Source organism: Luteitalea pratensis (genome assembly GCF_001618865.1).
GTDB lineage: Bacteria > Acidobacteriota > Vicinamibacteria > Vicinamibacterales > Vicinamibacteraceae > Luteitalea > Luteitalea pratensis.
Map to the genome: position 1 here is coordinate 3,637,106 of NZ_CP015136.1, position 24,779 is coordinate 3,661,884.

The window sequence follows — 24,779 nt, forward strand, 5'->3', positions numbered from 1 at the left end:
CGACATGAGACGACTCCTCCTCGCCCTTGCGCTGCTGCTCGCGTGCCGCACGGGTGCCTTCGCGCAATTCGAGACCGGTGCGATCACCGGTACTGTTCGCGACGAGAGTGGCGGCGTGCTGCCCGGGGTCACGGTGACGCTGACCAACATCGACACGGGCGTCGTGCAGACGGCGGCCACCAACGATGCCGGGGTATACGAGTTCTTCACCCTGCGCCTCGGCCGCTATGACGTCCGGGCGGAGTTGCAGGGCTTCACGTCGTCACGCGTCTCCGAGGTGGCGGTTGGCATCGGCGCCAGGCAGCGCGTGGACATCGCGCTCGGCGTGGGCCAGTTGAGCGAGTCGGTGGACGTCTCGGCGTCCAGGCTGGGGCTGGAACGCGACTCCAGCCAGCGTGGCCAGGTCGTGACCAGCGAGCAGGCGGTGGCCTTGCCGCTGAACGGTCGCGAGTACTCGGCGCTGGTCCTGCTCACCACGGGTGTCCGGGCCTCGGCGCTCAACACCGGCGGCCTGACACCCCGCGAAGGCGCCTTCAACGTCAACGGCCTGCGGAGCACGTTCAACAATTTCCTGCTCGATGGCGTGGACAACAACGCGTACGGCACGAGCAACCAGGGCTTTTCGAACCAGGTCATGCAGCCGCCGCCCGATGCGCTCGACGAGTTCAAGGTCGTGACCAACAACATGAGCGCCGAGTACGGCCGTAGTGGCGGCGCCACGATCAACGTCGCCTACAAGAGCGGCACCAACCGGTTCTCTGGATCGGCCTGGGAGTTCTTCCGCGACGACAGCCTGAATGCGGTCGGCTTCTTTCGCCCGCCCGTGGGCACCGAGCCGCAGTTGCAGCGCAACCAGTTCGGCCTGGTTGCCGGCGGTCCGATCGTCCGCAACCGCGCCTTCTTCTTCACCGACTATGAGGCCTTCCGCCAGGACCAGCGCTTCGTCTCGTTCGCGAGCATCCCGACGCTCGAGGATCGACAGGGCGTGCTTCCCGTGGACGTGCGCGACCCGCGCACCGGCATTGTCTATCCGGCCGGCGCGACGCTGCCGATGACGACGTTTGCCCGCACCGTGCTTGGTCAGTTGCCGGAGCCGACCGGACCCGGACGCTCGAACAACTACCGCCGGCTGCGGACCTTCGAAAGCGACATCGACAAGTTCAACGTCAAGCTGGACTCGCGGCTCGGCACCGCGCTGAACGTGTTCGGACGCTACGGCTACCGCGACTCCGACGTCTTCGACGAGCCCGTGCTGCCGCTGCCGGTCGGCGGCGACAGCAACGGCAACCTGTACACCACCAACAAACAGCTCGCGATCGGCGCGACATGGATGCAGTCGCCGACGCGCCTGCTCGAGGCGCGCTTCGGCTGGTCGTCCACGAGCGGCGGCAAGGACCCGGTCAACCTCGGCACCCCCGACGCGTTCGAGGCATACGGGATCACTGGCTTGCCGACCGATCCACGCGTCGCCGGGGGCCTGCCCACGCAGATGATCAACGGTTTCACGAACCTCGGCCGGCAGGCCACCAACCCGCAGTGGCAATACCCCGACGTCTGGAACCCGAAGATCAACTACTCGTGGGTCGTGGACCGGCACTCCCTGAAGTTCGGGTACGAGTTCCAGCACATCCAGACCGAAGTGCAGGACGTCAACCCTCTCTACGGCCGCGACGCCTACGCCGGGCAATTCACGCGGCCGTCGACCTCGGCAGCCAGCACGTTGTACAACCTCTCCGACTTCATGTTCGGCTACCGCAGCCAGTACGCCCTCAGCAACATCCTCGTCGCCAACCTGCGCCAGAACATGCAGTTTGCCTACGTGCAGGACGACTGGCGCGTCAACGATACGCTGACGCTGAACCTCGGCCTCCGCTATGAATACGCCACGCCGCATTGGGAGCGCGACAACATCCTCTCGAACTTCGATCCGATGACGCGGACGATGGTGCTCGCGCAGGACGGGTCTCTGGAAGATCGGTCGACGATCCAGCCTGATCGCAACAATCTCGGACCGCGACTCGGGTTTGCGTACACGGTTACCCCGAAGACGGTCTCGCGTGGCGGCTACGGCGTCTCCTTCATCCATTTCCACCGCGCCGGCGGGGCGAACCTGCTGCCGATCAACGGGCCGCAGGTCATCAACGCCGTCGAGAACCAGGTCGACCCGGCGTCGGCCGGCTTCCGGCCGACGGAACTCGGATACCCCGCGGACCTGACCGACCCCTCGCGGTTCAATCCGCTGCGCGCCAACATCACCTACATGCCACGCGACTACGAGTCGAGCCGCGTGCAGAGCTGGTATGTGTCGGTACAGCGAGAGCTGTGGCGCAACACGATCCTCGACGTCGCTTATGTCGGCAACCGGGCGGACGGGCAGTTGCTGTTTGCCAACCTCAATCAGGCGGTGCCCAACGCACCTGGTGAGTCCCTGCCGCTGCAGGCGCGCCGGCCCATCGCCGAGTACGGCGACATCACCTATTCGTGGAACGGTGGCTTCTCGCGCTACCACAGCGCGCAGATCCGGTTCGAGTCACGGCTGCGAGGCCTGATGCTGCTCAACTCGCTCACCCTGTCTCGTGCGCGCGACAACGGGGCCGGCTCGCTCGAGAGCCCCAATGGCAACTTTCCGGCGCCGCAGGACTTCTACAACATGGCCGCCGAGGAGGCACTCTCGGGGTACAACCAGCCGTATAACAACACCACGAGCGTCGTGTGGGATGTGCCCGTGGGCCGTGACCGCAAGTGGCTCGCCGATGTCTCGCCGTGGCTGGATTTGCTGATCGGCGGCTGGCAGGTGGCCGGTATCAGCACCCTTGCGGCCGGCGAGGCCGTCACGTTCATCTACACGCCGACGGCGCAGGTGCAGGTGTCGGGTATCCAGCAGGACTTCCGCGGTGCCAACAACTACCGTCCCAACATCGTCGGCGACCCGTACGGCGACCGCGATTCGACGACCAGCTATTTCAATAGCGACATGGTGCAGATTCCGACCGGGAACAACCCGTTTGGCAACGCGTCGCGCAACAACGTGCGCGGACCCGATTTCTGGCAGGTCGATCTCGCGCTCTCGAAGAACGTGCGATTGCCGATCGGCAGCAACACGCAACTGCAGGTGCGTGTGGAGGCCTTCAACCTGCTCAATCACACGAACTTCCGCGCGCCCGTGGGCAATCGCAGCGCCAACAACTTCGGCAGCATCACCAGTACGTACGATCCGCGGCAGCTGCAACTCGGCGTGAAGGTGAGCTTCTAGCGACACGACGCCTGGGGCGCCCGAACCGGGGCGCCCCACCTGGCTGGATAGTGTGCGCAGCGCCGTTACCCAGGAATTTGGTAGGGTGGGCCATATGGTCGATGGCCCCGCCTCCACCGCGACACTCGAGCCGAACCGTCACGGCGAGCTCCTTGCCCACCTGCCCGAGCCCGATTACACGCGTCCGTTGCTGACGCTGTCCGCCGAGCATCGTCAGCGCATCGTCGACCTGCTCGGGCTGATGTACGGGCCCCCAGAGGCGGAGCGCATCTTCCCCGAACTCGAGCGGCTGTTGCGCGTGTACTACGCGCACAAGCCGCAGGCCCTCGTCGAGGCGGATGCCGCGTTCACGCCAGCAGAGCGCTTCTCGGAACGCGACGTCGTCCTGATCACGTACGGCGACCTGCTGACGACGCCAGGGCGGCCGCCGCTGCAGGTCCTCGCGAGTTTCCTGCGGCGCTTCATGCACGGCGCCATCAACACCGTGCACATGCTGCCGTTCTTTCCGTATTCGTCCGATCGTGGCTTCTCCATCGTGGACTACGAGGAGGTCGACCCGAGGCTCGGCTCATGGGACGACATCGCCGTGCTCGCGGCGGAATTCCGGCTGATGTTCGATGGTGTGTTCAACCATGCCTCGAGCCGCAGCCGTTGGTTCCAGCAGTTCCTCAACGGGCACCCGGGGTACCACGATTTCTTCGTGGCGTTCACCACCAAGGACGCGATCGACCCGGACTACCTGCGGCTGATCCTGCGGCCGCGCACATCCGATCTGCTGACGCCGTTCCACACCATCAACGGCACGCGGTTCGTGTGGACCACCTTCAGTCCCGACCAGGTCGACCTGAACTTCCGCAGCCCACGCGTGCTGCTGCGTGTCGTCGAGATTCTCCTCGCCTACGTGCAGCGTGGTGCCGACGTGGTGCGCCTCGACGCGGTGACCTACATCTGGCGGGAACTCGGCACGAGTTGCGCGCACCTGCGCGAGACGCATGCGCTGGTGCAGCTGTTTCGCGCGATTCTCGACGTCGCCGCACCGCGCGTGGCGTTGATCACCGAGACCAACGTGCCGCATGTCGACAACATCAGCTACTTCGGCAACGGTGTCGACGAGGCGCAACTGGTCTACAACTTCGCCCTGCCTCCGCTCGTCCTCCACACCTTCCATACCGGTTCGTGCGAGACCCTGGCGCGCTGGGCGGCCTCGCTCACGCCGATTTCCGAGACTGCGAACTACTTCAACTTCCTCTCGTCGCACGACGGGGTGGGCCTGCTCGGCGCGCGTGGCATCCTGACCGACGAGGAGGTGGCGGGGTTGGTGGATCGGACCATCGCGCACGGTGGGTTCGTGTCGTATCGATCCATCGGCGATGGCACGCAGAGTCCCTACGAACTCAACATCACGTGGTACAGCGCCCTCAACCGCGAGGGCAGTGGCGAGTCGCAGGAACTGCAGGTGGCGCGATTCCTCGCCGCCCGCGCCATCGCCCTCGCGTTGCGCGGCGTGCCTGGCATCTATTTGCCGACGCTGTTCGGCGCGAAGAACGACACCGAGGCCGTGCTCGCCGGGGCCGAGAAGCGCTCCATCAATCGCCGCACGTACGACGAGGCGTCCCTGATGCGACTACTCGACGACAGGGAGTGCTGGGTCGGGCAGGTGGCGCGGGGCATGCGCCGCCTGATCCGGCGCCGGATCGAGCAGCCGGCCTTCCATCCCAATGCCGGCCAGGAGGTGCTCGAGCTGGGCCCCGAAGTATTCGCGCTGCTGCGCGATCGCCCTGGTGTCCAGCGCCTGCTTGCGCTCACCAACGTCACCGCCACGCAGGTGCGCGTGCAGATTCCCGTCGAGCGCCTGGGCGGCGCGCGGCTGTGGCGCGATGTGCTGTCGCGAGCGCGGTACCAGGCCGACGAAGGTGTGCTGTCCATCGCCCTGCGCCCGTATGGCGTGGTCTGGATCACCATGGTGTAATCACAGCATGACGCGCGCGATCCTGACACTGTTGGTGCTCACGGCGTCGGCGGCCGCTGGCCAGGCCCAGCCGAAGATGCCGACGTTCCTGTCGGCCGCCGCGCTCGAGCCGACGCTGGTCACGCCCCATCTCGACGCGCGGGCGGTCAGCACGGTCCGCGTCGGCGTCGACGGCACGGCGACGCTCGTCGTCCTGGTGACGCCAAAGCCCAGGATGCACGTCTACGCGGCCGACGTCGACGGCTACGTGCCCTTCACGCTCACCACGCACCCGCAGCCGGGCATGCGCGTGGGCAAGGTGGCGTATCCGTCATCGGAGCTCTACGTGTTTCCGCCGACCGGTGAGTCCTCTCGTGCGTACATGAAGCCGTTCAAGGTCACGGTGCCGCTGACGTTCGCGGCCGAGGCACGCGCCGGGGCCCAGGGCAGCACCTCCCGCGTGCCGGGCGTGGTCTCGCTGCGATATCAGGCATGCGACGACGCGGTTTGCTACCGGCCGACGACGGGCAGCTTCGTGTTCGAGATCATCCGGTAGGCCGCTCGCCGAGCAGGTCTTCTCAGGATGTAGGCGTCGAGCTTGCTCGACGCTCAGACGCTGTGTCGGCCATCCGTCGACCAAGGTCGACGGCTACACCGACTCTCCATCGTCGGTCGACCCTCAAGGTCGACGGCTACACGCCGCCGCCACGGGAAACGTAGGCGTCGACCTTCAGGTCGACGCGTCGCTCAGTGCACTTCGTCCGGGCGGGCCGGCACGAACAGGCTCACGTCGGCGATACCGAATGCGGCGCCGACGATCTTCGCGACTTCGACGCGCGCGTCGTTGAAGCAGGCGCCACCCGAATGGCGCTCGAGCGTCGCTGGCGCGAGGGCATTCGCCGTTTCGCCATTGAACGTGCTCTGCCGCCACAGCCCCTTGGGCAGGCTCAGCACGCCGCGAGCGATGTCGGACGTGACGTGCGCCAGGCAGTGCACGTCCCCGATCGCGTTGAAGACGCGCACCGTGTCGCCCTCGGTGATGCCACGCAGTTCGGCGTCATCGGGATGGATCTGGAGCCGCGCGACGTTGCGCCGCAGCTGGCCGAACGTCGAACTGACGGTCTTCTCGCTGGCCGGCGAGATGAGCGCCAGCGGGTACAGCGCTGACGCCGGGTCGGCCTCGTAGCTGTAGAGCAGTCCTGCCTTGGCGAGCGACTCGGGGTAGAGATGGATCTTCGCGTCTGACGTCCGCGGCAGGACGTCGACCATCTGCACCGGGCGGACACCGCAAGGCGGCGGCACGGCCCGCTGTTCCATCACGCCGGCGGCCATCGGCTCGGACAACCCGGCGGCCACGCGCAGGAGCGTGTCGGTTTCGTCTTCTTCCGTACCGACGCCGAGGCGCGCCGCCAGTTCGCCGAAGACGACGACGTTTGGGCGCGCTTCGCCGACCGGTTCGATGACCGGCTTGACCAGCTGCAACGCGTAGTTGCCGTAGCCGCGCGCGATGTCGTAGTGCTCGAGGAACGTCGTCGCCGGCAGGATCACGTCCGCATAGCGGGTCGTATCGGTGCGGACCTGGTCGAAGACCACGGTGAAGAGGTCCTCGCGCTCGAGGCCCTTCTGGATGCGGTTCTGATCGGGCGACGTGACCAGGGCGTTGTTGTTGTAGACAAACAGCACCTTCACCGGCGGTGTCATCGTTCCAGCGAGCACCTCGCCCAGCCGGTTCATGTTGACGATGCGCGTCGCGGTTTCCGGTTCACGCCGCCAGCGTTCGCCGTCGATGCCCCAAGCGGCGCTGTTGCTCATCGTGTAACCGCCGCCCGGCACCCCGAACGCATTCACCAGCGCAGGTAGCGCCAGCACCGCCATCACCGCTTCCGTACCGTTCCGGTTTCGCTCGAGTCCCCATCCGCAGCGCACCACCGACGGCCGCATCGTTGCGTACAGGTCCACGAGCTTCGCGATCGCGGCAGGTGGCAGGGCGGTGATCGCGCCGGCCCGGTCGAGCGTCCACGGCTCGGTGCGCGCGCGGAATTGCTCCGCGCCGGACGCGTGCGCCGCGAGAAACGTGTGGTCCACGGCGTCCCGCACGAAGAGCTCTCGCGCCATGGCCAATGCGAGCACCAGGTCGGTGCCGGGCCGGACCGGCAGGTGGAGGTCGGCCTGCCGCGCGAGCGGGGTGGCGCGCGGATCGATCACGACGAGGGTCGCACCGGCCTCGCGCGCCTGCTTCAGGAACGGCACGATATGGATGCCCGAGGCGGAGGGATTCGCGCCCCACACGACGATCAGCCGGGCGTTGGCGTAGTCCTCGTAGGCGACGCCAGGCATCTTGCCGTACATCGCCTGCGCGGCAGTTCCGGTTGGCGCGGCGCACACGGTGCGCGCCAGCCGCGAGGTTCCCAGTGCACGCCACAAGTCGGCGTCGGTGCTGAGATGCGTGATCAGCCCGTTGGACCCGCCATACGAGTAGGGGAGGATCGACTCACCGCCGAACTCATCGCGGGCGGCCTGCATGCGCTCGGCGATGAGCGCCATGGCTTCCTCCCACGTGGCGCGCCGGAACCTGCCCAGCCCCTTGGCGCCATCGCGGATCTCGGGGTACAGCAACCGGTGCTCGCCGTAGAGGTGATCCGTGAAGCGACGGACCTTGCCGCAGATGAACATGCCGGTGGAGGGGCTGGCCGGCCCGGCATCGACCTTGACCACACGCCCTTCTTCGACACTGACTGCGAGACTGCACCCATCGGGGCAGTCCAGAGGGCACGCCGTCTCCACTACGGTAGCGCTTCGTCGTCGAGGATTGGCAGGCACTCCCGGTATTCTGGCACAGCATGCCGCAGCGTTTCCGCGCGAGCGCGTGGGGTAGATCGACGGCCTTCGTTCGGGCGGGAGGGTGGTGCGTGGCGCTCAGGTAGGCGCGTGGCAGTACCCTGAAGGGGTGGAGGCCGTTGAGGTGCTGCGAAGTGGTGACGCGGACGTCGCCGTCAAGACCACGCCTGGCCGTCGTCGCGTGGTCATCATCGGTGGTGGCTTCGGTGGGCTGCAGGCGGCCAAGGCGTTGCGCTGGGCCGACGTCGACGTCGTCCTCGTCGACCGTCGCAATCACCATGTGTTCCAGCCATTGCTGTATCAGGTCGCGACGGCAGGGCTGTCGCCAGGCGACATCGCGTCGCCGATCCGCTGGATCCTGCGTCGTCAGCAGAATGTCCAGGTACTGCTCGGCGACGCTCTGCATATCGACACTGACGCCCACGTCCTGCACCTCGACATCGGTCAGTTGCGCTACGACGCGCTGATCGTGGCAACCGGCGCCACGCATGCGTACTTCGGGCACGACGACTGGCAGGCGCAAGCGCCAGGCCTCAAGACGCTCGAAGATGCCGGGCTGATTCGCCGGCACCTGCTGCTCGCCTTCGAGCACGCCGAACGCACGACCGATCAGGCCGAACGCACGCGCCAACTCACGTTCGTGATCGTCGGCGGCGGACCGACGGGCGTGGAACTCGCCGGGGCGCTGGCCGAACTGGCCAACTTCTCGCTCGCGCGCGACTTCCGCAGCATCGACCCGAGCTGTGCCCAGGTGATCATCGTCGAGGCCGGCCCGCGCATCCTGGCGGCGTTCCCCGAGGATCTACAGCAGCGGGCGGAAGACTCGCTCCAGCGCCTGGGCGTCAAGGTGCGGAAGAATTCGCCGGTCACCGGAATCGACGACATGGGCGTCACCCTTGCCAACGGCAACCGAATCGAGGCGTCGACGGTGTTGTGGGCGGCCGGCGTTGCGGCCTCACCACTCGGGCGGTCCCTCGGTGCCGAGGTCGATCGGGTCGGACGGGTCCTCGTGCGCCCCGATCTCACGGTGCCCGGCTCCGACGACGTCTACGTGATCGGCGACCTCGCGCATGTCGAGCAGGACGGCACGCTGCTGCCGGGGGTGGCGCAGGTCGCGATGCAGCAGGGCGAACATGCGGTCGAGAACATCCTGCGCCGATTCGGCAATCAGCCGCTGCGCGCCTTCCGCTATCACGATCTCGGCAACCTCGCGACCATCGGTCGCAACGCCGCCATTGCCGATTTCGGCGGTCGCTGGCGCTTCTCCGGTGTATTCGCCTGGTGGCTGTGGCTGTTCATCCACGTCCTCAAGTTGACCGGCTTTCGCAACCGCATCGCGGTTCTCATCCAGTGGGCATGGGCCTACATCACCCACCAGCGGGGCATCCGGCTCATCACGGGACACGATCCCGTCGAGCTGCCCGCTTCGGGATCCTCGCCCTCGGCGCGTTAGCCATCACCGTCCCCCTGCCGCTGCCCGCGCTGGGCGCATGGCGACAGGGATACGCGTGGCTGCAGCCCGTGATCACGCGGCTGACCGGACGCCTGCCCGTGGCGGCCCTGGATCTGTTGATTGTGAGCGTGGCAGTCGCCGCGCTCGGGCTGCTGTGGTGGCGCCGCGCGAACGTGCGCCTGTTGTCGGCAGCCCTGACGATCGCGGTCCTGGCCGCGCTGCTGTGGCTGTCGTTCCTCGCGCTCTGGGGGTGGCACTACCAGGTGCCGACGCTCGAAACGCGGCTGTCTCTGCGGCCTGCCGATGTCGGTGCCGCGCGCGGTGAGGCGTTCGCGCGAGCGACCGTGACGCAACTCAATGGCTGGTACCCGGCCGCGCACGCGACTGCCTGGCCGTCGCGTGCAGACCTGCCGGCCATCCTGGCGCCGCGATTGGCCGCGGTCCTGCCGCATCTTGGCGTGGCCACGATGCCCGCATTGCCGGCGCCACGACCGACCATGCTGGACTGGTACTTTCGTGCGGGCGGGATCGACGGGATGACCAACCCGTTCGGCCTGGAGGTCCTGCTGAACTCGCGCGTGTTGCCCCTGGAACTACCCGCGCTGGCAGCGCACGAGTACGCGCACCTGGCTGGCTTTGCCGACGAGGCAGACGCCAGCGTGGTCGCGTGGCTGGCCTGCCAGAGCGGCTCGCCTGCGCTCCGCTACAGCAGCGCGCTGGCCGTGCTGCCGCACTTGCTGACAGGACTCCCGCGCGAGACCCAGCGGGCGGTGATTGGGGAGCTCGGGGCCGGGCCGCTCGCGGACCTGCGGGCGATCGCCGCCCGCCTTGCGGACCAGAAGCCGTGGGTCCACGCGTTCGCGTGGCAGTTCTACGATCGGTTCCTGCGGGCCAACCGGGTGAGCGAGGGCGTCGCGCGCTACGACGCCGTGGCCCGCGTGCTCATCGGCGCGGCCGATCCGACTACTGGGACCCTGCGTCGGTGGCCACAGCCGTGGCCGCCTTCGCGTTGACCGACACGCCGCCGTTGACGGTTTCGACGCGCAGCGTCGGGCCGCCGCCGTTCAACTTGCCCTCGTAGTGGCGCCGCTTGCGCTCAGCCCCGGTGACGTTGACGAAGCCGTCGACGGTGATGCCGCCATTGACGGTCCGGACCGACACGTTGGCTGGCGCCGCCGACGGCATGTTCACCGCCACGCTGCCATTGACCGTCTCTATCTGCGCACCCTCCGAGGGCAGGCTGCCGAGCCCCAGGCGGATGCTTCCGTTCACCGTCTCGGCCTTCCGGAGGCCAGTCAGGCCCTGGGCCTCGATGCCGCCGTTCACGGTCTCGAGGGCCACGGCGCCGGTCACGCCGTCGAGTTCCACCTTGCCATTCACGGTGGTGAGGTTCACCGCAATCGTTGCCGGCACCAGCACCTCATACCGCACCTCGAGTTGCTGGCCACGCGAGAAGCCCTGGTTGTGAGGGGTGGCGAGCCTCACGAATTCGGCCGACGCTCGTTGCTCGAGGTTGGTTCGCGCGAGGAGCTCGCGCGCGCCCTGCTCGCTCATCGCCTTGGCGGTTCGCTGGGCCTTGACGATGATGGTGGGCGCCGCATGCGTGCGCACGTCGATCGCCCCGTTGGTGTTCTCGATCTCGAGCGTGGCTGACGGCCCGACCGCGTATGTCTTTTCCCACTGATCGGAGGCCTGGGCGCGCGGTCCGGCCATCATCAGTTCGCAGCCACCCGAGAGAAGGCCGAGAGGAAGCAGCAGGGCACCGGCCTGGGCGGCGCGTATGGCTAGTCTCATGAGAACACTCCTGAAGACCCGTACGACAGCGCGAACTTCTGGTTCCCGTGCGCGCCGGCGGTCCTGACCAAAGGCAGGTTCGCGTGCGCGCTGGCGTGCGGTTCCGGCGCCTGCCACCTGTGGTGTGGTCGGTCCAATCCGTAAGGTCGCCCACAGTTCTGTAATTCCGGCCCCCGTTGAAATCGCTGAGTGGCGTCGGAAAACCGACGAAACAGGCCTGATTCCGCCGGACCTGGCCCGCCGTCGTGAGGCACAGCCGTTGCCCTTGAGCGGGCATGATTTGCCCCGGCCTCCCCGGCCAGTTTCGTCGTGCGTGGCTGACGCTCTGCCTGCTCCTCCTGGTGCAGGCCGGGCCGGCGCTCGCCGGCAGCGTTCGCCTCTACTGGGACCCGAATACCGAGCCTGATCTCGCAGGATATGTGCTGGTGTACGGCAATGCGTCCGGGGTCTACACGACCTCGGTGACGCTGCCGGCCTCGGCCGTGACCCACGAGTTCATCGATCTCCCGGACGGGACCTACTACTTCGCGGTCCGCGCGTTCAACGCCGCCAACGCACAGAGCGGGTACTCGAACGAGGTACGCGTCGTGATTTCGACACCTGACGAGGACTCCTCGCCAACGATCACGAGCCTGACGCCCTCCAGCGGCCCCACGACGGGTGGCACGACGATCACCATCAGCGGGTCCGACTTCCGCGCCGGGGCGACGGTCTTCGTTGGAGGCACCCCGGCCACCGTGACGGCCGCGACCGATACGTGGGCGACCGTGGTTGCCCCGGCCAGCAGCGCCGGCCTTGTCGCCGTGACCCTGACCAACCCGGACGGCGGCACGTACACGTTCCCGTCGTCGTTCACGTACGTGACCGCCGGAGCACCGGTATCCGACCCGGTCATCACGAGTGTGACGCCCGCGAGCGGACCGACGACGGGCGGCAGTGCGGTCACGCTCAGCGGCGTTGGTTTCCAGGCGGGCGCCACGGTGCTCTTCGGCGGATCGCCGGGTACGGTGACGTCCGTCACGACGACCTCGATCAAGGTGACCAACCCGGTCGGGCCCGCAGGCCCGGTGACGATCACGGTCGTCAACCCGGATGGCGGCTCGATGACGATGGCCGCCGCGTTCACGTACGTCCAGCCCGCGGTCACAGCCCCGACGATCTCCACGATCTCGCCTGCCAGCGGCCCGACGACCGGCAACACGCTCGTGACCATGACCGGCACGGGTTTCAAGGCGGGGGTGATCGTCAAGTTCGGCGACGTCGCGGGCTCCGTGACGTCGGTGGCCACGACGACGCTCTCGGTGTTGACACCGGCAGCGGTCGCAGGTCCCGTGGCAGTTACCGTGACCAACACCGATGGCGGGGCTGCGTCGCGAGGCGCCGGCTTCACGTACGTCGCGACGTCGACCGCGGGTTCGCCGACGGTGACCAGTTTCTCGCCATCGTTCGGCTCGATCGCTGGCGGCACCAACGTGACCATCACGGGCACCAACTTCAAGAGCGGCGTGGTCGTTCGCCTGGGCGCGCTGTCGGGCACGGTGATGAGCGTGACCGCGACCAGCATCGTCGTACGCACGCCGGCGCAGACCGAGGGCATCGTCTCGCTGACGGTGCTGAACAGCGATGGCAACGGCGTCCTGTTGCCACAAGCTTTCACGTACCGTGCCCCCGCGCCGGTGGTGACGTCGCTGTCTCCGGTCAAGGGCCCGGCCATGGGCAACACCGACGTCACCATCAACGGATCGAACTTCAGGGCCGGCGTGAGCGTGTCGGTGGACACCCTGCAGGCGACGATCGTCTCGGTCACCGCCACCCGCATCGTCGCCCGCATGCCGGCGCACGCGCCGACGCTCGTGGGCCTCACCGTCACCAACCCGGACTCGCAGCTGGTCTGGAAGCCGAGTGCTTACACGTACGTCAGCGGAGGGCCGGCGATCACGCAGGTGCTGCCGGGGTCGGGTCCGATGTCCGGTGCCAACACGATCGCGATCCTCGGCAGCGGCTTCTCCAACGCCACGGTGGCCATCGGCGGCGTGAACGCGACGGTGCTGACCCGTACCGCCGACATGCTGACGGTGCGGGTTCCCGCTCATGGCGCTGGTGTGGTCGCGCTGCTCGTGCGCAACAGCGACGGCCTGAGCGTGACCGCGCCCAACGCATACGCCTACGAGGATCCCAATGCGCCATTCACGCGGCTTTTCGCCGAGGGCGCGTCGGGCAGCTTCTTCCAGACCCGCTTTGCCCTGGCCAATCCGCATGACGAGGCCGTCCCGGTGACGGTGACCTTCACCGACACGGCGGGGACGCCGACGACGATGGAGATGACGATCGCGGCTGGGTCGCGGGCGACGATCGACGAGAGCAACCGGCCACCGCTTGCGAGCGAGGCGTTCGCGACGAAGTTCGAGGCGCCCCGCGTCCTCGGTATCGAGCGCACGATGACCTGGGCCGCGGGAGGGCCGATCTACGGCGCGCACAGCGATACGGGGGTGGCTGCTCCGCGGACGTCGTGGCTGCTGGCCGAAGGAGCGACGATCGGCGGCTTCAACACCTTCTACCTGTTGCAGAACCCGACGACGACCGCGGCCGAGGTCAAGGTGCAGTACCTGTTGTCGACAGGGCAACGCATCGAGCGAATCCACCCAGTCGCGCCACTGTCGCGCACCAACATCTGGGTCAACAAGGACGCGCCCGAACTGGCGGCGGCGGAGATGTCGGCGACGATCACGTCGCTGAACAACGTCCCGGTGGTGGTGGAGCGGTCCATGTACCGCAACAATGGCAACGAACTGTTCAGCGCCGGCCACAACAGCGCCGCGGTGGACGTGCCGGCATTGCGGTGGTTCCTGGCCGAGGGTGCGACCGGCGGCACGTTCGACGAGTTCGTCCTCATCGCCAATCCCAATGGTGCGCCGGCCAACCTGAAGGTCAGCTACCTGCGGGCCGGCAAGTCGCCGTTGGTCAAGAACTACACCGCGGCGCCGCAGAGCCGCCTGACCATCTGGGTGGACAAGGAGGCGCCGGAACTCGCGTCGGCGGAAGTCTCGATCATCGTCGAAAGCCTGACCGCGACGCCGGTGGTGGTGGAACGGTCGATGTGGTGGCGCGCGACGCCGGCGGGCGAGTGGATCGAGGCGCACAACAACCGCGCCGTGACGACGACCACGTCGCGCTGGCTGGTGGCCGACGGCGAATCCGGCGGCCCGGGTGACGCGACCACCTACGTGCTCGTGGCCAACACCGCGGCGGCCGCCGCCCAGGTACGGTTCACGCTGCTGACCGAGTCCGGCGTGGCGCGCACCGTGCAGGACACGGTCACCGCCAACGGTCGCTATTCGATGGACGTGGCCGGGACGTTCCCCGAGGCCCGCGGCAAGCGTTTCAGCGTCCTGGTCGAGGGCGTGAGCAGTTCGGCAGCGCTCGTGGTCGAGCGGGCCTCGTATTCCAGCACGCCGACGACCACGTGGGCGGCCGGAACCAACAGCCTTGCCATGCCGCTGCCTTAGTGGTTCCTGCTACTGTGGCGCTGTGCCCAGCTTTACCGTGCGCGTCGGCGTGCTGCTCGTGATTTTCGGGGTCACCAGCTACGTCATCACCGGCGGCGTCAGCATCACCGCCCTCATCCCCGCGGTGATTGGCGCACTCCTGGCGATCTGTGGGCTGGTCGCCGTCCGGCAGGAGCGGCTGCGTCCGCATGCGATGCACCTGGCCGCGCTGCTGGCCCTGGTGGGTGTGCTCGGCACCGCGTCGGCGCTATTCCAGTTGCCGTCACTCATCGCCGGAATGGGCGTGCCGCGGCGGCCCGCGGTGGTCGCCCGGATCGGGATGGCGCTGATCCTGCTCGTGTACCTGGGCTTCAGCGTGAAATCGTTCGTCGACGCGCGGGTCAGGCCGAGGGCGTGACCGCGGCCTCGAGCCGCGCGTAGTGCGAGGACACGTAGTCCTCGACGAGCCCCTGGAATTGCAGCGCGAGTTCCTCGTACGTGCCTCGCATCGTCAGGGCATGACGCCCATCGATGAAGACGGGGCAGTTCGGGGCCTCACCGGTGCCGGGCAGCGAGATGCCGATGTTGGCGGCCTTCGACTCGCCCGGGCCATTGACCACGCAGCCCATCACCGCGAGCGTCATCGTCTCGACGCCTTCGTACTCACGTTTCCAGGCCGGCATCCGTTCCCGGATGTAACCCTGGATGCGTTGGGCGAGTTCCTGGAAGGTGCTGCTGGTGGTGCGGCCGCAGCCAGGACACGCGGTGACACTCGGGCTGAACGCCCGCAAGCCAAGCGCTTGCAACAGCTCGCACGCCGCATACACCTCTTCGCAGCGGTCGCCGCCGGGCCGAGGTGTGAGCGAGACGCGAATCGTGTCGCCGATGCCCTCATGCAGCAACAGGCCCATGGCCGAGGACGACCAGACGAGGCCCTTGATGCCCATGCCGGCTTCGGTCAGCCCGAGGTGGAGGGGTTGCCGCGTGGCGCGTGAGAGCTTCCGGTAGACGTCAATCAGGTGCAAGGGCCGCGACACCTTGCACGAGATGATGATCTGATCGTCGCGCAGCCCGGCTTCGAGCGCGAGCCCGGTCGAGGTGATCGCCGATTCGACCATGCAGTCGTTGATGATGTCGTCGGACGAGCGACCCAGCTGCCGGTCGGTGTTCTCCTGCATCCGGTGCATCACCAGTTCCTGGTTCAGCGAGCCGCCGTTGACGCCGATACGCACCGGCTTGTCGTGCTCGCGGGCGACGGCGCAGATCATCGCGAACTGCTCGTCGCGCCGCACGCCCGTGCCCACGTTCCCCGGGTTGATGCGGTACTTGTCGAGGGCTGCCGCGCAGTCGGGATAGCGCGTCAGCAGCAGGTGGCCGTTGTAGTGGAAGTCGCCGACGATGGGGACGGTGCAACCCTCGCCAAGGAGCCGGCGCTTGATCTCCGGGACGGCGGCTGCCGCCTCCGGGACGTTGACCGTGACGCGCACGATCTCCGAGCCTGCCGTTGCCAACGCCGCGATCTGTGCCGCCGTGCCGGCGATATCGGCCGTGTCGGTGCTGGTCATGGACTGGACCACCACCGGTGCGCCGCCGCCCACCTGGACGTGCCCGACCTTGACGCCGATGGTGCGATGAAGACGAGTGATGTTCATGGGGCGTCTTGCGGACGGCGCGCGCGCCGGCCATCGATCTCCGCGAGCATCGTCGCGATTCGTGCTGCATGCTCCGGCCCGACGAGGTCGAAGGCGACTCCCGTGAGGCAGACGGGAGGCTCGCCGGAACGTTGCGCCAACAGCATGCGGCTGTGCGCGACGTGGCCCCGCATGGGACCGATACCCTCGGACCCGGCGGCGCCGAGGACGAAATTCACGGCGTCCCCGAGCGTGAGGGGACGGGCCGACTCAATCACGATACCGCCGGGCCCCATTTCGCGCACGCGCATCGGCTCGGTTACCCCCTCGACCCATACCAGGTAGTGGTAGGGCAGCAGGCGACGATCCGAGCGTCGGCGATCGGGCGCCCAGCTGTCAGTCATTGGTCATTGGTCATTGGTCATTAGTCATTCAATCATCAGTTCTGACCCATGACGCATGACCCATGACGCATGACTCAGCGCCGCCCGTTCTCGAGTCGCGTACGGGCGCTGCGATGCAGGTCCAGCACGTGCGGACCGAGCTGCTTGCTCAGGAACACCTTCGACTCGAGATTGGAGATGGGGTTGTCGGCGAACTTGACGACGTTGAAATGCAGGTTCGCCAGCGTGCCGCGCATCTCGTAGTGACGGTTCTTGGTCTTCACGACCACTTCGTCGAACCCGCTGGCCACGGCCCAGGCTTCCTGTTCCTCGGTCAGTGCCCGGAACTGGCCCTGGCCTCGCCAGTCGATGCGCGTACCGCCGATCCAGCTGTAGAGCACGCGCCGGTCGTCGAATTCGACGACGTCCTCGATCTGGGCCGCGAGGTCGGCCAGCCGCGGGTCCGACTCCGACTTGAACAGTTCGTGGCAGACCTTGAAGCCCACCGGGATGAGCGATCCGGGGTCGTCGGGGAGCGCGGCCACGGCCATGACGATCAGGTGTTCACGGTCGGCGAGGCGCGCGGTGATCTCGACAGCGGTCTTCCTTCGGGCGAATTCGCCGAAGAATTCCTCGATGTACTCGATCTCGAGGGCGCCCTGTTCGAGCCCGTAATGGCGAATCAGATACTCCACGTGCGGTATGCGCCTCGCTGCGGAAGGCCCGGGCGCGTCGGCGCGGCTGGGCAATCCTGCCATTCTAATATCGACCGATGGCGAGGCGCACGCAGCTATGAGCCGGCCCCTGGTGGTGCTGGTGCTCGGAGTGACCGCCCTGATGGCCCTCTCGTGGGCGGTCGGGCGGGTGATTTTCTGGCTGCGAGCCACGTTCCCGCCGAATCGCCGGCGCGGGCGGCGTCGGTAATGCCTAACGCTTGACGCTTGACGCTTGGCCCGCGTGGGTTCGGCATTCCCGGCATTCCGGGCATTGACCGCGAGGCCGAGGCGCGTCAGCGGCGAGGCCGAGGGAACAAATCCGGGTTGTCGGTGAACAGGCCGTCGACGCCATAGGTTTCGGTGAACCGTCGCATGTCGGTCGTGGCAGTGGCGGCCTCCGCGGCCGCTCCGCGGCGGGCACGGAACGTCCATGGCACGACGGTGAGGCCCGCGGCGTGCGCCTCGGCGACCATGGCGGGCCTGGCCTCGAGGATCGGCCGCGCGGGGCCGATGCCGGTCACGAAGGCACGCATCTCGCGCAGGCCGGCCGGCGTCAGCCACCGTTGCGCGGCGTCCGGCGTGCCGATGAGGAAGGTACGCGGGATGCGCGGCAGTCGTCGTGCCAGCGTCCGCAGGCTCTGCTCCTCGAACGACTGCAGCCAGACGGCGGGCCGTCCATTGATGGTCGCGTCGGTCAGTCCGTTACGCTCGAGCGCACTGACGACAGCATCCTCGAGGCTGAGGCCCTTGGCCCGCAGGCGTTCCGGGCCCTTCAGTTCCGGGAAGATCCCGGCCCGGCCCTTGACGAGGTCGATGGCGTCCTGGAACGTCATCACCTTTGCACCCTTGAATGCGGCGTCGAACCAGCTGCCCGCATCGAGCCGGCGAACCTCCTCGAGGGTGAAGTCGTCCACGTACCAGCGCCGCACGTCCTTGTCGCCCACGCGTTCGACGGTGGCGCGATCGGGGAAGACCTCCTCGACATTCGTCGTCCGCTCGAGACTCAGATCGTGCAGGCAGACGAGGACCCGGTCACGCGTCAGGCCGAGATCCTGTTCCACGTAGTCGGCACCCTGCGACAGTGCCAGTGCATACGCATCGCGGGTGTGCTCGGGCGCGTAGGCCGACGCGCCGCGATGGGCGATGACGAAGGGGCTGGGTGCCAGGGCGGTGAGTGCAGCCACCACGGCGACGAAGACCACGATCAAGCGAACGAAGACGCGCACGTGTGTATCCTGGGCCCGGAATGTCACATGGGCATGACGGACCATGCGAGAGTCGGCCTTGGGCCTTGGGCCTTGGAAGCCTGAGACCCGAGACCTGGAAGCCCTGAGCCCTGAGACCTGAAGCCTGAGACCTGAGGACGCCCGCGGCCTACAGCCTACAGGCTGGAGGCTGGAGGCTGGAGGCTGGAGGCTGGAGGCTGCAGCCCTACTAGGGCTCGCCGCTCTCGTCGCTGCCGTTGCCGGTGGCCTCGGGGGGCGAGCCGTCGCCCTCGACTGTCTCGTCGGACTTCGGACCGCTGCGACGTCGACGCCGCCGGCGGCGCTTCCGGGCCGCGTCGCCGGTCCCGTCCTCGGCCGGCGTGTCAGCGGCTGTGTCGGTCGTCTCACTCTCCTGCGGAGACGACGTGGCCTCTGACGCCACGTCCGCGACCGCGGGTGTCGCAGCCGGTTCCGACGCGCGCGGGCGTCGCGTGCGCGGGCGCCGCGGGCGCTCAGCGGCGACGCTCGCCGTCTCGACTGGCGGCAGGGCACCGTCGATCGCTTCGCCGGCTTCGACGAGTTCAGCGTGGGCGTCCTCGAACAGCACCAGGCCGAACGCGTCAGCGATTTCTTCCATGTCGTGCCGCTCGTCCGGCGACACGAGCGTGATCGCGGTCCCCGTGGACCCGGCGCGCCCGGCCCGGCCGACGCGGTGCACGTACCCCTCGCGATTGAACGGCACCTCGAAGTTCACCACCGTCTCGATCGCGTCGATATCGAGGCCGCGGGCGGCGATGTCCGTGGCGACGAGGACGCGATGGGTGCCCGACTTGAAGCCCTCGACCGCCCGAAGGCGATCGGCCTGGGTGCGATCGGCATGCAGGGCCGCCGCGCGGATGCCCTGCGACTGCAGGTCGCGTGCGAGCCGGTCGGCGCCGCGCTTGGTCGACGAGAACACCAGGGTCGGCCCGGGCGCGCGCCGCAGGAAGCGCGAGAGCCACGCCGTCTTCTCATGCCGCCCGAGCAACTCCGCCTTGTGCGTGATGGTCGTCGCGGGTGCGTTGCGGATGCCGAGTTGCACCAGCCTCGGCGACTGCATGATCTCCAGCGCGAACCCCATGACCTCTTCGGGCATCGTCGCGGAGAAGAGCAGCGTCTGGCGCGGGCGGCCAGGCGGCAACTGCGACACGATGAACTTGACGTCCGGCCAGAAGCCCATGTCCAGCATCCGGTCGGCTTCGTCGAGCACGAGCACGTCGAGCCCGGTGAAGGCTGCGATGCCGGCGCGCAGGTGATCCATCAGCCGACCGGGCGTGGCCACGACCACGTCGACGCCGGCCTTGAGCGCCTGTTCCTGGCCATCCATGCCGACGCCGCCGAACACCGCCGCGCAGCGCATGGACGTGTGGTACCCGAAGCCCTGGACGTCGTCCTCGATCTGGACGGCGAGTTCGCGCGTGGGGGCCAGCACCAGGATGCGGGCCGAGCCTTCGCGCTCGGCGTTGGCCCGCAGCAGCCGCTGCATGAGCGGGAGCAGGAACGCCGCGGTCTTGCCGGTGCCGGTTTCGGCACAGGCAACGAGGTCGTGGCCGGCGGCCACGGTGTCAAACACCGCACTCTGAACAGGGGTCGTCTGCTCGAAGCGCCGATCATCGACGCCCATGAGCAATTCCGGGACCGTGATCAGATCCGTGAAGCGGCGAGGCTCGATGTTGGGGGTGAGGGTCTCGAACTTCGCCAGCAGCTCGGCGTTGCGGGCTGTGGCCTGGGGACGGGCGGGAGGGCGCCGCGGCCCGGACCGGCTTCGGCCGGTCCGGGCGCTTCGTTCAGGGCGTGGACTCACTCGTCGTCGTCCGTGTGGTCGTCCTGGACGGCGTCAGGGCCGTCGACGTCCAGCGTGTCGGTATCGGCAAGGTCGGTGTCGCCCTTGCTTGCCGCCGGGTCATCGAACTCCACGGAGGCTTCGAGATCCTCTTCGTCGTCGTACAGGCGGCTGACTGGCCGCTGCTTGATCGGCCCGCGCGGCTTGTCGTACGTCTGCTTGCGCACCGGCCCCTTGGCCGGCCCACGAGCGCGTCGCGTTTCGGGACCGGTCGGGGGCATGCCCCCGGGATCCCGCGGCACGAATGGCCTGGGCGCGCCACCGGGACGCGGGCCGCCGAAGCCGCCGCCAGAGGGCGGGCCGCCAAAGCCACCCGAGGGGCGCGGAGGCCCACCGCCGAAACCTCCACCGCCGTAGCCGCCCCCAGGTCCGCCGGGGCGCGGGGAACCATAGCCGCCGGGACGCGGCCCGGCAGGACGATCCTCACGTGCCCGCGCCTCGCTTACCGCGAGGGGGCGGCCGTTGAACGGATGGCCGTTGTAGCGGTTGATCACCTGCTCGGCATGGTCGCGCTCGGCGAAGTCCACGAAGGCGAACCCTCGAGGACGGCCGGTTTCCCGGTCGGTCGGCAGCACCACTTGCGCTGGCTCGGCGACTTCGGAAAACAGGGTACGCAGGTCGGCTTCGGTGGCGCTGTAGGGCAGGTTTCCAATGAATAAGCGAACGCTCACGACGTCCTCACGGGCTGGCCAGGCCTCCGTCTGGCTAAGGTCAGGTGAACGACGCATCGATCGATGCGCAACACCTTGGGGTACTCGAATATAGGAGGAACGGGGAAAAGGTTGGGCTCTATGCGGTACTCGACTGGAAGGGCGGCGCGTCAGAATTGCATACTTTTCCTGCTGCGCGCAACCGGTAGACTGTGATTGCGGTTTTTTCGCCCACTATTCCCATGCCCCGCCAGCCCTTCGATCGCCTGCCCGACTCGGCCCGACTCTGGGTGTTTGCCGCCTCCCGTCCTCTCGAGGTCGCGGAGCGGGACGCACTGCTCGGTGCCGTCGACGCCTTCCTCGACCAGTGGAACGCACACCGCGTGGCGCTCGATTGCGCGCGGGACCTGCGCTACGACCAGTTCCTGATCGTCGGTGTGGATCAGGAAGCGGCCGGCGTCTCGGGATGCTCGGTGGACGCCCTCGTCCGGACCATGAAGGGGCTCGGGCAGCAACTCGGCGTCGATCTCGTCGACCACGCCTCGGTGTTCTTCAGGGAGGGCGGGTCGATCCGGCGCGCCACGCGCGACGACTTCGGGCAGGCCGCAACCAGCGGCGCCGTCACCCCGGAGACGTGCGTGTTCGACAACACCGTTCAGACTGTCGGGGCGCTGCGGGCCGGCGCCTGGGAAGCGCCCGCAGCACGCACCTGGCACGGCCGCGCCTTCTTCTAGCGTGATCGCGGCGCCGGAACTGCCCAACGGCGCCAATGGCTTGACGCGTACGTCGGCGGGGCAACGCCTTGCCGTGATCAGCGTCGGCGCCAACAGCCTGCTCGCGGCGCTGAACATCGGGATCGGTTCACGCGGCGGGTCGCTCACCGTCGTCGCGTCGGGGATCGAATTTGCCGCGGACGTCGCAGCGTCGCTCGCGGTGCTCTTCGGTTTCTGGTATGCGTCGCGGCCAGCCGATTCCAATCATCCATATGGGCATGGTCGAGCCGAGACGCTCATCGGATTTCTGATCGGGCTGGCGCTGTTCCTCATTGGCGGGTCCATTGCTGCCCACGCCGTTCGCGACATCGACGCCTTGCACGCGTCGCCGGCCGCGTACACGCTCTGGCCGCTCGCACTGGCGCTGGCAGTCAAGTCGGTGATGATGGTGTCGAAGATGCGTGTCAGCCGTCGCATGGGCAGCCAGGCATTGCTGGCTGACGCCTGGAACGACAGCGTCGACGTGTTGTCCGCCCTGGCCGCCATCATCGCGCTCGGCCTCACGCTCTACGATCCCCTGCGGTTTCGCGCGGCCGATCACGTCGGCGCGCTGCTGGTTGGTGTCTTCGTGATCATCGCCGGTCTTGGCGTGGTGCGCTCGACCTCGCTCGATCTGATCGACACCATGCCCCCCGACTCACTGCTCGAAGAGGTGCGGCAGTCGGCGTGCACGGTGGACGGCGTGCGCGGCGTTGAAAAGCTCTTCGCGCGTCGAACCGGCCTGCAATACCACGTGGATCTGCACCTGGAGGTCGACGGGTGGATCTCGGTGGGCGACGGTCACGCCATTGCGACCGCGGTCCGCGAGCGGATCCGCACCGACGTCGCGGCCGTCAGCGACGTGCTCGTGCACGTCGAGCCGGCCGGGCTCGGCCAGCCACTTGCCGCTCAGGGCTGAAGCAACGCGGTCGCCGGTGGGAACACGCTGGCGAAGAACGCCTGCAGGGCTTGCGTGTACCGCGCCTGATCGCGCCGGTTCAGGTGCACGTGTCCGCCCGTGAGTTCGACGAGACGACGAGGCTCCCGCGCCCCGGCCAACAGCATCCGGGCATGTGACACCGGCACCACGGTGTCGTCTGTCGCGTGCAGCAGAAGCAGGGGACTACCCAGGCGCGCAATACGTTCGCGGGACGCGAAGCGGTTCCGCACCATCAGGCGGATCGGCAACCAGGGGTACAACTCGCTGGCCCGATCGTCGACGCCCGAGAAGGCGCCTTCGAGGACGACCCCACGCTCGTCGACGTCGCTCGCCAGGTCGGTGGCGACGCCGGACCCCAGCGACCAGCCGTAGATCGCGATCGAGGAGGGAGGCACACCCTGCTCGCGAAGCCATGCCCACGCGTCACGCGCCGCCGCATCGAGTACCGCCTCCGACGGCGTGCCGTTCACCTCGCCGAATCCGGGGTATTCAGGCGCGACGACCTGCAGTCCCAGACGCCCCAGGGCCTCGTACCGCTCGACGTTCTCCGGCGTGGCGAGGTTGGCGCCATTGCCGTGGAGGTACACCACCCACGGCGCGTCGGCGTGTGCGGGCTGGCGCATCACCCACAAGAGGCCCGATGCCGGGCCGTGCGGCGTCCGGGGGATGCGTTCGATACGAGCCGCGACGTCCGTGGGGACCGGATACGCCTTTCGATTGGGGACGAAGACGAGTTGCACCTCGTTGGCCATCAGGTAGCCGATGACCGTCAGGTAGGCGAGCACGGCGGCCGTCACCACGCCGACGACGCTCCAGCGCAGGAAGCGTCGCAGCGTCGGTGGAGCCGTGCGCTCGTCAGTGGGGCACACGGAGCGTGGCGACCTCGCCCGCCGTCACGTCGACTTTCAGCGCTGCCGTTCCGACCAGCACATCGTGTCGGCCCGGCGGGATCTTGCCGAGTGTCAGCGGCGTGATCCCCCGCGGCCGGCCCCCCATGGTCACGGGCAGGCCGGGCGGTGTGCTTTCGATCGTCACCGCACCGGTGGTCTCCGACACCAGGTCCGCGTTGGCCGCCGGTGAGGCTTGTTCAGGCGCGACGCCGGGATCAGTTGGGGCCGCTGCGCCGGCGTTCGTCACGCCGCCAGCACCCCTGGTCTCCTCGCGCGCGGGCGCGAGCAGCACCACGGTGCGCCCGACGCCGATGCTGACGCGATCGGCACGGACCACACGTCCCTTGTCGATCAGTTCGACGTCGTAATCGCCCGCATCGAGGTTGTGCTCGACGGGAGCGAATCCGATCGACTTGCCGGCGATACGCACTTCGGCGCCGTCGGGTCCGTCGACGCGGATGCGGCTCGGGGAGGCCACTGGCCCAGCCGTCTGCAGGTACCAGATGTATCCGGCCTGCCCCAGGGTCGCGAGCGCAAGCGCGACGGTGAGCAGCCACCCCCACCTGGACGCGCGCGGGGATTCATCCGGCAAGGTACGCAGCCGGAGTTCGCTCCAGTCGGGCTTGCTGAAATCTGCGGCCGGGGCGTCGACCGGAGCCGCTTCCCGTGCCGCCACAGGTTCCGGCGAGGGCGTACTGGAGGCAACCTCGAGGTCCGCGGCTGCCTTGACCGGAGACGCGTGCGGGACATCGACCACGTCGTAGCGGTCGAGCTCTCGATCAGGCGGCGGCCACGTGATCGTGAGCGGCCCGCCCGAAGGGACCGGGGGCTGCTGGGCTCGAAGCGCGTGCGTACGCTTAAGGAGGGCCTCGAGGCGCGCACTGATTTCCTCGGGAGTCGGGCTCGAGGCCGTCGACGCGGCCGGGCCTGCTGGTTCAGTCACCGTCGGTTTGTATCCT

Annotated in this window: 20 protein-coding genes; 10 read left to right on the plus strand and 10 right to left on the minus strand. The window is 68.0% G+C overall.

From position 1 onward, the window contains the following. Positions 1-4: 4 nt before the first annotated feature. The 3 genes from LuPra_RS14895 to LuPra_RS14905 all read left to right on the plus strand — a co-directional run bounded on the left by LuPra_RS14895 (position 5) and on the right by LuPra_RS14905 (position 5,757). Positions 5-3,253 (plus strand): TonB-dependent receptor, encoded by a 3,249-nt coding sequence (locus LuPra_RS14895; RefSeq protein WP_110171479.1) that lies wholly within the window; start codon positions 5-7, stop codon positions 3,251-3,253. 94 nt (positions 3,254-3,347) lie between these two features. Continuing rightward, entirely contained in the window at positions 3,348-5,222 is a 1,875-nt protein-coding gene (locus tag LuPra_RS14900; RefSeq protein ID WP_110171480.1) for an alpha-amylase family glycosyl hydrolase, read from the plus strand. A 7-nt stretch (positions 5,223-5,229) separates the two neighbouring features. Next, on the plus strand, positions 5,230-5,757 hold the full coding sequence (locus LuPra_RS14905; RefSeq protein ID WP_157899209.1) for a protein-disulfide reductase DsbD domain-containing protein: 528 nt from the start codon (positions 5,230-5,232) through the stop codon (positions 5,755-5,757). Between the two features lie 191 nt (positions 5,758-5,948). Here the strand turns inward: LuPra_RS14905 and LuPra_RS14910 are convergent, their stop codons facing one another. Beyond that, positions 5,949-8,021, minus strand: a complete 2,073-nt coding sequence (locus tag LuPra_RS14910) for a molybdopterin-containing oxidoreductase family protein (protein WP_110171482.1) — start codon at positions 8,019-8,021, stop codon at positions 5,949-5,951. 142 nt (positions 8,022-8,163) lie between these two features. Here LuPra_RS14910 and LuPra_RS14915 point away from each other — a divergent pair, with 142 nt between their 5' ends. Next, positions 8,164-9,492, plus strand: a complete 1,329-nt coding sequence (locus tag LuPra_RS14915; RefSeq protein ID WP_237050920.1) for an NAD(P)/FAD-dependent oxidoreductase — start codon at positions 8,164-8,166, stop codon at positions 9,490-9,492. Then, positions 9,396-10,505 carry a DUF3810 family protein gene (locus LuPra_RS14920; protein ID WP_110171483.1) on the plus strand — a complete coding sequence of 370 codons (1,110 nt, stop codon included), beginning with the start codon at positions 9,396-9,398 and terminating at the stop codon, positions 10,503-10,505. The genes LuPra_RS14915 and LuPra_RS14920 overlap by 97 nt, the downstream gene beginning before the upstream one ends. On the opposite strand, the gene LuPra_RS14925 is transcribed toward LuPra_RS14920, so the two are convergent. Then, entirely contained in the window at positions 10,456-11,286 is an 831-nt protein-coding gene (locus LuPra_RS14925; protein WP_110171484.1) for a DUF4097 family beta strand repeat-containing protein, read from the minus strand. The genes LuPra_RS14920 and LuPra_RS14925 overlap by 50 nt on opposite strands. 275 nt (positions 11,287-11,561) lie before the next feature. On the opposite strand from LuPra_RS14925, the gene LuPra_RS14930 reads away from it, so the two are divergent. Together LuPra_RS14930 and LuPra_RS14935 are read left to right on the plus strand one after the other, a co-directional pair. Next, entirely contained in the window at positions 11,562-14,792 is a 3,231-nt protein-coding gene (locus LuPra_RS14930) for an IPT/TIG domain-containing protein (RefSeq protein WP_110171485.1), read from the plus strand. A 22-nt stretch (positions 14,793-14,814) separates the two neighbouring features. Further along, positions 14,815-15,189: a hypothetical protein gene (locus tag LuPra_RS14935; protein WP_110171486.1), complete on the plus strand. Its 375-nt coding sequence runs from the start codon at positions 14,815-14,817 to the stop codon at positions 15,187-15,189. On the opposite strand, the gene ispG is transcribed toward LuPra_RS14935, so the two are convergent. The 3 genes from ispG to LuPra_RS14950 all read right to left on the minus strand — a co-directional run bounded on the left by ispG (position 15,173) and on the right by LuPra_RS14950 (position 17,480). After that, positions 15,173-16,423 carry a flavodoxin-dependent (E)-4-hydroxy-3-methylbut-2-enyl-diphosphate synthase gene (gene ispG / locus LuPra_RS14940; RefSeq protein WP_110171487.1) on the minus strand — a complete coding sequence of 417 codons (1,251 nt, stop codon included), beginning with the start codon at positions 16,421-16,423 and terminating at the stop codon, positions 15,173-15,175. The genes LuPra_RS14935 and ispG overlap by 17 nt on opposite strands. After that, positions 16,420-16,806: a hypothetical protein gene (locus tag LuPra_RS14945; RefSeq protein WP_110171488.1), complete on the minus strand. Its 387-nt coding sequence runs from the start codon at positions 16,804-16,806 to the stop codon at positions 16,420-16,422. Before LuPra_RS14945 ends, ispG begins: the two co-directional genes overlap by 4 nt. A gap of 74 nt (positions 16,807-16,880) precedes the next feature. Beyond that, complete coding sequence (locus LuPra_RS14950; protein WP_110171489.1) at positions 16,881-17,480, minus strand: hypothetical protein; 600 nt, start codon at positions 17,478-17,480, stop codon at positions 16,881-16,883. A gap of 97 nt (positions 17,481-17,577) precedes the next feature. On the opposite strand from LuPra_RS14950, the gene LuPra_RS33925 reads away from it, so the two are divergent. Then, on the plus strand, positions 17,578-17,709 hold the full coding sequence (locus LuPra_RS33925) for a hypothetical protein (protein WP_257724515.1): 132 nt from the start codon (positions 17,578-17,580) through the stop codon (positions 17,707-17,709). An 85-nt stretch (positions 17,710-17,794) separates the two neighbouring features. Here LuPra_RS33925 and LuPra_RS14955 read toward each other — a convergent pair whose 3' ends face one another. The 3 genes from LuPra_RS14955 to LuPra_RS33715 form a co-directional block, all read right to left on the minus strand. Continuing rightward, the gene (locus LuPra_RS14955) at positions 17,795-18,727 is read right to left on the minus strand and encodes a glycerophosphodiester phosphodiesterase family protein (RefSeq protein ID WP_157899212.1); all 933 of its coding nucleotides are present in this window, start codon (positions 18,725-18,727) and stop codon (positions 17,795-17,797) included. A gap of 208 nt (positions 18,728-18,935) precedes the next feature. Next, the gene (locus tag LuPra_RS14960) at positions 18,936-20,549 is read right to left on the minus strand and encodes a DEAD/DEAH box helicase (protein ID WP_110171491.1); all 1,614 of its coding nucleotides are present in this window, start codon (positions 20,547-20,549) and stop codon (positions 18,936-18,938) included. Further along, positions 20,546-21,259 carry an RNA recognition motif domain-containing protein gene (locus LuPra_RS33715; protein WP_110171492.1) on the minus strand — a complete coding sequence of 238 codons (714 nt, stop codon included), beginning with the start codon at positions 21,257-21,259 and terminating at the stop codon, positions 20,546-20,548. The genes LuPra_RS14960 and LuPra_RS33715 overlap by 4 nt, the downstream gene beginning before the upstream one ends. 221 nt (positions 21,260-21,480) lie before the next feature. Between LuPra_RS33715 and LuPra_RS31955 the strand changes: the two genes are divergently transcribed. Next, positions 21,481-21,972, plus strand: a complete 492-nt coding sequence (locus tag LuPra_RS31955; RefSeq protein WP_157899213.1) for a hypothetical protein — start codon at positions 21,481-21,483, stop codon at positions 21,970-21,972. A 1-nt stretch (position 21,973) separates the two neighbouring features. Beyond that, the gene (locus LuPra_RS14970) at positions 21,974-22,909 is read left to right on the plus strand and encodes a cation diffusion facilitator family transporter (RefSeq protein ID WP_157899214.1); all 936 of its coding nucleotides are present in this window, start codon (positions 21,974-21,976) and stop codon (positions 22,907-22,909) included. On the opposite strand, the gene LuPra_RS14975 is transcribed toward LuPra_RS14970, so the two are convergent. Further along, the gene (locus LuPra_RS14975; protein WP_110171494.1) at positions 22,900-23,799 is read right to left on the minus strand and encodes an alpha/beta hydrolase; all 900 of its coding nucleotides are present in this window, start codon (positions 23,797-23,799) and stop codon (positions 22,900-22,902) included. The genes LuPra_RS14970 and LuPra_RS14975 overlap by 10 nt on opposite strands. After that, a complete protein-coding gene (locus tag LuPra_RS14980) occupies positions 23,786-24,763 on the minus strand; it encodes a PEGA domain-containing protein (protein ID WP_157899215.1) in 978 nt (325 codons plus the stop codon). Before LuPra_RS14980 ends, LuPra_RS14975 begins: the two co-directional genes overlap by 14 nt. Positions 24,764-24,779 lie beyond the last annotated feature (16 nt).

Coding starts and splice junctions, on each gene's coding strand:
- LuPra_RS14895 (WP_110171479.1), top strand. CDS start 5: ATGAGACGACTCCTCCTCGCCCTTGCGCTGCTGCTCGCGTGCCGCACG.
- LuPra_RS14900 (WP_110171480.1), top strand. CDS start 3,348: ATGGTCGATGGCCCCGCCTCCACCGCGACACTCGAGCCGAACCGTCAC.
- LuPra_RS14905 (WP_157899209.1), top strand. CDS start 5,230: ATGACGCGCGCGATCCTGACACTGTTGGTGCTCACGGCGTCGGCGGCC.
- LuPra_RS14920 (WP_110171483.1), top strand. CDS start 9,396: ATGGGCCTACATCACCCACCAGCGGGGCATCCGGCTCATCACGGGACA.
- LuPra_RS14925 (WP_110171484.1), bottom strand. CDS start 11,286: ATGAGACTAGCCATACGCGCCGCCCAGGCCGGTGCCCTGCTGCTTCCT.
- LuPra_RS14930 (WP_110171485.1), top strand. CDS start 11,562: ATGATTTGCCCCGGCCTCCCCGGCCAGTTTCGTCGTGCGTGGCTGACG.
- ispG (WP_110171487.1), bottom strand. CDS start 16,423: ATGAACATCACTCGTCTTCATCGCACCATCGGCGTCAAGGTCGGGCAC.
- LuPra_RS14945 (WP_110171488.1), bottom strand. CDS start 16,806: ATGACTGACAGCTGGGCGCCCGATCGCCGACGCTCGGATCGTCGCCTG.
- LuPra_RS33925 (WP_257724515.1), top strand. CDS start 17,578: ATGAGCCGGCCCCTGGTGGTGCTGGTGCTCGGAGTGACCGCCCTGATG.
- LuPra_RS31955 (WP_157899213.1), top strand. CDS start 21,481: ATGCCCCGCCAGCCCTTCGATCGCCTGCCCGACTCGGCCCGACTCTGG.